Source organism: Campylobacter sp. CNRCH_2014_2849 (assembly GCF_025772845.1).
GTDB lineage: Bacteria > Campylobacterota > Campylobacteria > Campylobacterales > Campylobacteraceae > Campylobacter_D > Campylobacter_D lari_D.
Genome location: NZ_JAKMSW010000030.1, coordinates 1 through 1,742 on the forward strand (window position 1 = coordinate 1; position 1,742 = coordinate 1,742).

Annotated in this window: 2 protein-coding genes; both read right to left on the reverse strand. The window is 25.9% G+C overall.

Annotated features, from left to right (window positions below):
• Positions 1–173: 173 nt before the first annotated feature.
• Positions 174–1,181 carry a hypothetical protein gene (locus tag L8X33_RS08520; protein WP_263670485.1) on the reverse strand — a complete coding sequence of 336 codons (1,008 nt, stop codon included), beginning with the start codon at positions 1,179–1,181 and terminating at the stop codon, positions 174–176.
• Between the two features lie 264 nt (positions 1,182–1,445).
• The gene (locus tag L8X33_RS08525; protein WP_257933392.1) at positions 1,446–1,652 is read right to left on the reverse strand and encodes a hypothetical protein; all 207 of its coding nucleotides are present in this window, start codon (positions 1,650–1,652) and stop codon (positions 1,446–1,448) included.
• Positions 1,653–1,742: the final 90 nt, after the last annotated feature.

Below are 1,742 nucleotides of genomic sequence, written 5' to 3' on the forward strand. Positions count from 1 at the left end.
TAATACACCTTTGAAATAAATTTTAGAATAAGTTAAATCAACATTTTTAGCCCTTAAGATTTCACAATCAATCACTTCTTTATCATAAGCAAAAATTGTTTCTTTTACTTTTTCAAGAGACATGAATTTTCCTTAAATTTTTAGTCATTTTATGATAGCTAGAACTCCAATATTTATCGCTTTTTTTCTCCTGCTAAAACATTAAAATAAAATTCATTTCTATCTTTTTGATATTCTTGTGAGATATTACCATAATCATATTTATGATAAAGCATTCTTGAAATCATTTCATCTTTAGGTATAAAAATAAAAGGATAAAATTTACTCACACTAAAATTATTATATTTTTGACTCAAATCTAAATCTTGTATCGCAATAGCTTCATAATCATTATCTGCTTTTAAAAGTTTAATTTGTCTATCTTTTCTATCAAAATAAATTAATTCAAAATCACCTTTTATATCTGCACTAAATTTGTTAGTGATAGATTCTAGACAAAGATTTAATTTATTGTATATACTTTTAAGTTGAGAGGCTTTATCATAAAATTTTTTAATACTTTCATAATATCTTTGATTTTCTATATTTTTTTTACAAAAAGTTTGTATTTTCTTTTCTAAATTTTCCTGATTTACATAACATATATAATTATTATCTAGCATAGATCTAGTCCAAGTAATAAAAGCTCTTGCACCTTTTACACTTTGTAAATTATCATCAATATTTTGAAATTTCAAAAAGATGGAGTGAAGAGATTTGATTGTGTTTAAATTTTCTTTTAAGTTGTCTAATATGGGAAAATCTGGAATCCATTCATCAGTATTAATAACTTCTATTCCTATATCAGAAAGTCTTTGAATAACCCAAGTAACGCAGTTGTGGATGTGAGGAAATATCTTGTATCCATTAATACCTATTGGCGTAGAATTATAATACAAGTTTTTCCTAAGGATTTCAAGACTTATCATTTTGCTATCATCTTTTTGTAGATTGGGATTTCTATTTTTTGTTTTCTCTGCTTCTTTTTTAATTTCATTAAGCAAGACTTCATACTGCTCTTGTGAAATTTCAAGCACACAACGATTTTGTTGCCAAAAAGTAGAAGATGGGCGTTCATCTGTACAAATGTATTGCTGAAAATTATTATCCCATTTTGGTATATATTGATTATTTTCATACACTTTACCCCAATGGCTAGGAGCAGATTCAACAGGAGCAAAGCCAAAAAATCCCTCATCTTTAAAATCATTGTCTACTATACTAGGATAAATTTGTTTATACCATTTTTGATCTATCTTATTCCATTCTTTATTTTTAAGACATTCTTGTCTTAATTGTTCATCTATCTTATCAAGCTCCTCAGGACTTTTATTTTTTGGTAAGTCCTAAAAAGACATAGGGAATGTTCCAATCCATAGGGTGGATATAAATCGTTGCGTAATATTTCATTTATGAAATCCTCCATTTGCCAACCAATAAGCTAAATACCACCAAAAACTATTTGCAAATGCAAATACTATCCAAAAACTTAATTTATGAATTTTATATTTTATAATGTTTCTCTTTTCTAATAAAAACCAAATAGTAAAAAATACAATATGACACAATGTAAAAAGCAAGGCATAGTCGCCAAATCCATTTAAAATATCCATATTTATTCCTATTAAATAAATAAATCTGATAAGATAAATAATAGGTAAAAAAAATATGAAATAAGATATTATAGTCAATCCACAACAAGC